The sequence below is a fragment of the Phenylobacterium sp. genome, from assembly GCF_031181185.1.
Lineage (GTDB): Bacteria > Pseudomonadota > Alphaproteobacteria > Caulobacterales > Caulobacteraceae > Phenylobacterium.
In genome coordinates this window covers 1-7,691 of sequence record NZ_JAPSKZ010000169.1, presented here as the reverse complement: position 1 = coordinate 7,691, position 7,691 = coordinate 1, and the positions used below count along the sequence as shown (strand labels likewise).

7 protein-coding genes are annotated in these 7,691 nt (G+C 71.6%); all 7 read left to right on the top strand.

Translation table 11 applies throughout. The annotated features are described in order from the left end of the window. A partial coding sequence (locus RIF93_RS16605) for a hypothetical protein (RefSeq protein ID WP_309092562.1) occupies positions 1-1,198 on the top strand: 1,198 nt, incomplete at its 5' end. A 40-nt stretch (positions 1,199-1,238) separates the two neighbouring features. After that, positions 1,239-2,318 (top strand): c-type cytochrome biogenesis protein CcmI, encoded by a 1,080-nt coding sequence (ccmI, locus tag RIF93_RS16600; RefSeq protein WP_309092561.1) that lies wholly within the window; start codon positions 1,239-1,241, stop codon positions 2,316-2,318. Between the two features lie 9 nt (positions 2,319-2,327). Further along, positions 2,328-2,813, top strand: a complete 486-nt coding sequence (ccmE, locus tag RIF93_RS16595; protein ID WP_309092560.1) for a cytochrome c maturation protein CcmE — start codon at positions 2,328-2,330, stop codon at positions 2,811-2,813. Further along, complete coding sequence (locus RIF93_RS16590; protein ID WP_309092559.1) at positions 2,810-4,798, top strand: heme lyase CcmF/NrfE family subunit; 1,989 nt, start codon at positions 2,810-2,812, stop codon at positions 4,796-4,798. Before ccmE ends, RIF93_RS16590 begins: the two co-directional genes overlap by 4 nt. Further along, positions 4,795-5,247, top strand: a complete 453-nt coding sequence (locus RIF93_RS16585) for a cytochrome c-type biogenesis protein CcmH (RefSeq protein WP_309092558.1) — start codon at positions 4,795-4,797, stop codon at positions 5,245-5,247. Before RIF93_RS16590 ends, RIF93_RS16585 begins: the two co-directional genes overlap by 4 nt. A 143-nt stretch (positions 5,248-5,390) precedes the next feature. Then, the gene (locus tag RIF93_RS16580) at positions 5,391-6,950 is read left to right on the top strand and encodes a Do family serine endopeptidase (protein WP_309092557.1); all 1,560 of its coding nucleotides are present in this window, start codon (positions 5,391-5,393) and stop codon (positions 6,948-6,950) included. 34 nt (positions 6,951-6,984) lie between these two features. Further along, complete coding sequence (locus RIF93_RS16575) at positions 6,985-7,662, top strand: response regulator transcription factor (RefSeq protein ID WP_309092556.1); 678 nt, start codon at positions 6,985-6,987, stop codon at positions 7,660-7,662. Positions 7,663-7,691 lie beyond the last annotated feature (29 nt).

Below are 7,691 nucleotides of genomic sequence, written 5' to 3'. Positions count from 1 at the left end.
CCTGACGTTTCCCTCGCGCGTCCTGCCGCTGATCTGGCGGGGCTTGCGCGCCACGGCGGCCGAAGAGGTGGAGGAGGCCGAGCAGGCCTTCCGCGACTTCATCCCCGAAGAGAGCTCGGCCGACACCTTCGACCAGCTTGCCAGGATCGCCGCCTACGCCCTGCGCTCGCGCGAGTACCCCGAGTTTCGCGAGGCCGCCGAGCTGGCGGACGAGGCGCGGCCAGGCGGGGCCGAGCAGCTGGCCGCCTGCCTGGAGCTGTCGCCGGTGGTGCGCCGGGCCACCCTGCGGATTCCCGAGTGGCTGTCGGCCTTCGACGAGAGTTCGGCCGCCGCCGCCCGGCTGGCCTACAAGGACGCCGTGGCCATCGCCGACGACGCCGGCCCCCGGTTCTTCGAGATGCTGGCCGCCCAGATGGCCCACCCGTGGATGGTCCTGCGGATCATCTCGGAGGTGATGGACAAGCCCAACGAGCGCTACCTCGCCGATTCCGAGATGGCCGGCTTCGGCGAGCGGCTGATGGACGAGATGGACGAGTCGCTGAAGGCGATCGCCAAGCTCGACTTGGATGGCGGCGCCGAGGCGGCGCGCCGGGCCGGCAAGCTGGTCGAGCTGATCACCCTGCAGGTCACCGAACTCGAGACCTACATCGACCTGTCGCGCGAGCACGGCTGGGGCCACCGGATCGCCAAGCAGAAGACCGCCCTGGCGGGGGTGGTCGAGGGACGCATCCGCGAGGCCGAGAAGTACGCGACCCTCGCGCTGCCCACGGAGCGGGCGAAGATTCGGCGCATTCGCCGGCCGCAGCCCCGACTGAGCCTGCCGCCCGACGCCAAGCACGTCGAACGCGCCAAGACCCTGCTCACCTTCGTCCAGGAGGTGCGCTCCAGCGCCAACTACGGCGGCTTCGCCCACGCGCGCAGCAAGATGCTGGAGAGCGTCGGCGAGTACATGGACATCTACGTCGAGGAGCTGCTGGACCTCGTGAAGACCGGCGACGTGCCGGACCCCGCCGTGGCCCAGGCGTTCCTGCACGTGGCCGCCGAGCTCAGCCTGCTGCTGCGTGGAGACAAGGCCGCCGAGCTCGTCCGCCGGCGCGCCGCAACCGCTGCGAACCCGGACCTGACGCAGCTCCACGACGAGGAGCCGGAGGCCGCGACCGGGACCTGGGGCTGGGCGCCGCTCACCGGCGCCGATTAGCGCACTCGCTCCCTACCGAACTTTCGGCTAAAGCCGCCGCATGATCGTCTTCTGGGCCGCAGCGGGGGCGCTGACCGCGGCCGCCGCCGCCCTGATCCTGTTTCGCGCCGCCAAGGCCGCGGCGCCTGACGCCGTCGGCGATCCGGCGACCCTCCTCTACCGCCGGCAGCTGTCCGAGATCGACGAGCTGGCCGACCGTGGCCTGATGGGCGAGGCCGAGCGCAAGAGCGCGCACGCCGAGGCCGCGCGGCGCCTGCTGGCCGCCGCCGACGCGCCGACACAAGCCTGGAGCGTGGACCCTAAGGCCCGCAAGCGCGTGCTGCTGGCGGTGACCGCCGTGCCCGCGCTGACGCTGGGCCTCTATCTGGTGCTAGGCGCGCCGGGATATTCGGACCAGCCCTACGCCGCCCGCCTGCAGCAGTGGCGGACATCCGACCTCAACACCCGGACCGCGCCTGAGATCGCCGCCGTCCTGCGCGACGCGCTGAAGACCCGCGGCTCGGACCCGGAAGGCTGGCGCATGCTGGCGATCGCCGAGGCTTCCTCCGACAACACGGCCGGCGCCATCCGCGCCCTGCGCCGCGCGGTGGCGCTCGCGCCCGAGCGCACCGACCTGCGCCAGATGCTGGGCGAGGCCCTGGTCATCCAAGCCGGCGGCAAGGTCGAGGCGGACGCCCGGGCGGTATTCCAAGACGTCCTGCGGCGCGATCCCTCCGATCCTGCGGCGCGCTTCTACCTGGCCCAGGCCAGGGCCGAGGCCGGGCAGGGGGCGGAAGCCGCCGCGGACCTTCGGGCGCTGCTGGCGGATCTGCCCGCCGACGACCAGCGCCGGCCGTTCGTCGAGGGCGCCATCGCCAAGGCGGAAGGGCGGTCCGTGCCCACGCGGCAACCGTCGCCCGAGCTGGACGCCATCCGTGGCATGGTCGCGAGCCTCGCCGGCAAGCTGGAGCAGTCGCCCGACGATCCGGAGGGCTGGGTGCGATTGGTCCGCTCGTACTCGGTGCTGGGCGAGACCGTGCAGCGCGACCAGGCGCTGACGAAAGCCAGAGCCCGCTATGCCGATCGGCCCGAGATCCTGAAGCAGTTGGAGGAGGCCGCCCGCGCGGCCCCCATGCAGTGAACTGACGCCATGAGCTGGTTGCCCAAGTCGCCCAAGGCCCGCCGCCGCCTGACCCTGATCGCCGCGATCGCGCCGGTGCTGGCGCTGGCGGTCGGGCTGACGCTGTGGGGTCTGCGGGACTCGATCTCGTTCTTCTACACCCCGTCGCAGGCCGCCGAGGCCAAGCCCGCGCCCGGCCGGGCGATCCAGCTGGGCGGGCTGGTCGCCGCAGGCTCGGTGGTCAAGCATCCGGACGGACGCGTCGAGTTCACGGTGGCCGACCAGAAGGAGGCCGACCGTGTGGTCTTCCAGGGCGACCTGCCGGACCTGTTCCGCGAAGGGCAGGGCGTGGTCGCCATCGGCGCCTACCGCACCGACGGCGTCTTCGAGGCCAAGCGGGTGCTGGCCAAGCACGACGAGCGGTACATGCCGCGCGAGGTCTCCAAGGCTCTGAAGGAACAGGGCGAGTGGTACGGCGACGGCCAGCGTCCGGAACATCAGGGCGGGGGACAATGATCGCCGAGGCCGGCAGTTTCGCGCTGATCCTGGCGCTGGCGCTTTCGATGGCCCAGGTCGGGCTTTCGGCCGTGGCGCGATGGCGGAAGTCCGCGGTGCTGGCCGGCGCCGGCGAGGGCGCGGCCCTGGCGGCCTTCCTGGCTGTTGCGGTGGCGTTCGCGGCGCTGATGCACGCCTTCGTCACGTCGGACTTCTCGGTCGCCAACGTGGCGGCCAACTCCCACTCCGAGAAGCCGCTGCTCTACCGCGTGGCCGGAACCTGGGGCAGCCACGAGGGCTCGATGCTGCTGTGGTGCCTGGCCCTGACGGGTTTTGGGGCCGCCGCCGCGGGCCTCGGCCGCGGCCTGCCGCAGGGCCTGCGGGCCGTGACGGTGGCCACCCAGGGCCTCCTGGGCGTGGTCTTCCTCGCCTACACCGTCTTCGCGTCGAACCCGCTGATGCGGCTTGCGGAGGTCCCGGTCGAGGGCCGCTCGCTGAACCCGCTGCTGCAGGACCCGGCGCTGGCGGTCCACCCGCCGTTCCTCTACGCGGGCTACGTCGGCATGTCGGTGGTGTTCTCGTTCGCCGTGGCCGCGCTGGTCGAGGGCCGTGTCGACGCCGCCTGGGCGCGCTGGGTGCGGCCCTGGACGCTCGCGGCCTGGAGCTTCCTGACGGTCGGCATCATGCTGGGCTCGTTCTGGGCCTACTACGAGCTGGGCTGGGGCGGCTGGTGGTTCTGGGATCCGGTCGAGAACGCCAGCTTCATGCCCTGGCTGATCGCCGCGGCCCTGCTGCATTCCGCGGTCGTCACCGAGAAGCGTGGCGCCCTGCCGGGATGGACCGTGTTCCTGGCGCTGGCCGGCTTCACCTTCTCGATGCTGGGCGCCTTCCTGGTGCGCTCGGGCGTGCTGACCAGCGTGCACGCCTTCGCGGTGGACCCGACGCGGGGCGTGCTGCTGCTGATGATCCTGGGCCTCACCGCGGGCCTGGGCTTCGCCCTGTTCGCCTGGCGCGCGCCCAGCCTGCCGCAGGGCGGCGTCTTCGCGCCGGTCAGCCGCGAAAGCGCGCTGGTGCTGAACAACATCCTGCTGACCGCCGCGACCGCGACGGTGCTCCTGGGGACGCTCTTCCCGCTGATCCGGGAAGCGGCGACGGGCGAGGCCATCTCGGTGGGCCCGCCCTATTTCAACCTGACCTTCACGCCGCTGATGACCGCGCTGCTGATCCTGCTGCCGGTCGGGCCGCTGCTGGCGTGGAAGCGCGGCGACGCCCGCGCCGGGACCCGGCGGCTGTGGTGGGCATTCGCCGTCGCCGTCGCCATCGGCTGGGTGGTGTTCGCCGCCGTTGCGCCGCGCAAGGGCCTGGGCGCGGCGGGCGTGGCCATGGGCGCCTGGCTGATCGCGGGGGCGTTGGCCGAGATTTTCGAGCGCGTGCGCCTGTTCCGGGCCCCCGTCGGCGAGAGCTGGCGCCGACTATGGGGCCTGCCCCGCGGCGCCTGGGGCATGACCCTTGCGCACATGGGTCTGGGCGTCTTCGTGCTGGGGGCGGTGTTCGAGACCGCCTGGAAGATCGAGGCGGCCGAGACCCTGCCGATCGGCGGCGCCGTGAACGTCGGCGCCTACCACGTGAGCCTGGACGCGATCCGCGCCGTCGAAGGCCCCAACTACGAGGCCGAGCGCGCCGCGATCACCGTCACGCGCGACGGCGAGCTGGTCTGCCGCGCGGCGCCCGAGCGGCGGCTCTATCCGGCCGGGGGGCAGACGACGTCGGAGGTAGGCCTCTGCTACCGCGGCATGAGCCACATCTATGTGGTGCTGGGCGAGCGGCGCGAGGGGGCGGCGCAGCCGGTGTGGCTGGTCCGCGCCTACTGGAACCCCTGGGCGACGCTGATCTTCGTCGGCCCGGCCATCATGGCGTTGGGCGGCTTGGTCTCGCTGTCGGACCGCCGGCTGCGGCTGGGCGTGGCGCAGAAGACGGACGGCAAGCGCCGGGAGGCCAAGGCATGAGGCTTCGCCTGGTGACCGCCGCCCTCTTGGGCGTGCTCTCGATCGCCGCGGCCTCCGATCCCGCCGAGCGGCTGCCGGACCCGGCCCAGGAGGCCAAGGCGCGCGAGATCTTCCGCGATGTGCGCTGCCTGGTCTGCCAGAACGAGTCGATCGACGATTCCGAGGCCGAACTCGCCCGCGACCTGCGCCTGCTGGTCCGCGAACAGGTGGCGGCCGGCAAGGACGAGGACGAGATCAAGCGCTTCCTGACGGATCGCTATGGCGAGTTCGTCCTGATGACGCCGTCGTTCAATGCCTGGAACCTGGCGCTCTGGGTCGGTCCCTTCGTCGTCGTCCTGGCCGGCGTCGCCCTGCTTCTGAGGCGCCTGCGCACCCGGACGGCCGAGACCGAACTGTCCGAGGAAGAAAACCGGCGGCTGCAAAAACTCGCGGACCCTGGAAGGCGCTGACACGTTTGCGCCAAAGATCAGACGCGAAGCTGATCGCAGGCTTGCCTAAACGTAACTTGAGGGCCGTTGCACTTCCGTGCATCGAACCTAGGTTGGTCGGGCGCGCCGCGACCTCTCGGCGCGCACAGGGAAACAGAAGGCTGATGACTTCGAAGAAGACGGGTTACCTGCTGGGCGCCGTTGCGGGCGCCGGCGTGATGGCCGCGGCTGTGGCGGGCGCTGGCATGCGCATGCCCGAAGCCCGCGCGGATCAGTATCAGGGCGGCCTCATCAAGGCCTCGACCGCGCCGATCTTCGCGCCGCCGCCGGGCGCGCCGATGTCCTTCGCCGACATCTTCGACCGGGTCTCGCCCGCCGTGGTGTCGATCAATGTGACCAGCCGGATCGATCCGAACACCCTGCGCCAGATCCCGGGCTTCCCGTTCAACATCATCCCGCGCCAGCCGGGCGGCGAGGACGGGGAAGAGGGCGGCCAGACCGAGCGTGGCCAGCCGCGCCTGCCGACCCAGCAGTCGGCCGGGTCGGGCTTCTTCATCTCGGCCGACGGCTACATCGTCACCAACAACCACGTGGTCGAGAACGCCGAGAAGATCACGGTCGTCCTGAAGGACGAGACCGAGCTCGAGGCCACCGTCGTCGGCCGCGACGAGGCCACGGACCTGGCGGTCATCAAGGTGAAGGGCGGCCGCGGGCCCTATCCGTTCGTCAACTTCGAGAACGCGGCCCGTCCGCGGGTCGGAGACTGGGTGATCACCGTCGGCAACCCGTTCGGCCTGGGCGGCACGGCGACGGCCGGCATCGTCTCGGCCTACGGCCGCGACATCGGCGAGACCTTCGTCGACTTCATCCAGATCGACGCCCCCATCAACCGGGGCAACTCGGGCGGCCCGACGTTCGACGTCTATGGCCGGGTGATCGGCGTGAACACCGCGATCTTCTCCCCTTCGGGCGGTTCGGTGGGCATCGGATTCGCCATTCCGGCCGAGGTGGCCGACGGCGTCGTCAAGCAGCTGATCCGCGGCGGCCGCATCGAGCGCGGCTACATCGGCGCGACGATCCAGAACTTCACCAGCGAGATGGCCGAGGCCGCCGGCCTGGGCGACCAGAAGGGCGCTATCGTCGCCGACCTGACGCCGGGCGGGCCCTCGCAACGGGCCGGCCTGCAGGTGGGCGACATCGTCACGTCGGTGAATGGTCAGGCTGTCCGCTCGTCGTCGGAACTGACCCGCCAGGTGGCCCGCGCCCGCGCCGGCGACGTGCTGCGCCTGGAGGTGATCCGCGATGGCCGCCGCCGCACCGTCGAGGTGCGCTCGGGCGTGCGTCCGTCGGAGCGTGAGCTGGCCGCCAACGAGAACACGCCGGGCGGTCCCCGGGCGCCGGGCGCGCCCGGGGCCGAGGCGCCGCGGCCGCCGATCCTGGGCATGTCCCTGGCCCCGCTGGACGAGGCGACCCGCAGCCGGCTGAACCTGCCCGGCGACGTTCGGGGCGCACTGGTGGAGAGCGTGGACGCCTCGTCCGACGCCGGGACCAAGGGCCTGCGCCGGGGCGACGTGATCACCCGCGCCAACGACCGCGCGGTGGCCAGCGCCGCCGACCTGGCGGCGGTGGTCGACGCGGCCAAGAAGGCCGGCCGGACGAGCGTGCTGGTGGGCGTCTACCGCGCGGGCCGGACGTCCTTCCTGCCGCTGAAGGTTTCAGGCTAGGCTCTCCGCAAGATTCTAGGGGGCGGAATCAGAGATGCGGATCCTGATCGTCGAGGACGACCTCGAAGCGGCCGAAGTCATGGCGCGTGGCCTTACCGAGGCCGGCCATGACTGCGTCACCGCGCCCGACGGCGAGGAAGGCCTGGCCGAGGCGCGCAAGGGCGCGGGCGAGTTCGACGTCATGATCGTCGACCGGATGATGCCCAAGATGAACGGGGTCACCCTGGTCGAGACCCTGCGCCGCGAGGGCGACCGCACGCCGGTGCTGTTCCTCTCGGCGCTGGGCGAGGTGACCGACCGCGTCGACGGTCTGCAGGCCGGCGCCGACGACTACCTGGTCAAGCCCTACGCCTTCGCCGAGCTGATCGCGCGCGTCGAGGCCCTGGCGCGGCGGCGCGACACCGGCTCGGTGCAGACCCTGCTGCGGGTGGGCGAGCTCGAAATGGATCTGATCGCCCGCACCGTCCATCGGCAGGGCAAGGAGATCGACCTGCAGCCGCGCGAGTTCCAGCTGCTGGAATTCATGATGCGCCACGCCGGCCAGTCGGTGACGCGCACCATGCTGCTGGAGAAGGTCTGGGACTACCACTTCGACCCACAGACCAACGTCATCGTCGTGCACATCTCGCGGCTGCGCTCGAAGATCGACAAGGGCTTCGACCGCCCGATGCTGCAGACCGTGCGCGGCGCGGGCTACCGGCTGGACGCCTAGCCCAAGGTGCGCCTGCCGCGCATCTTCCG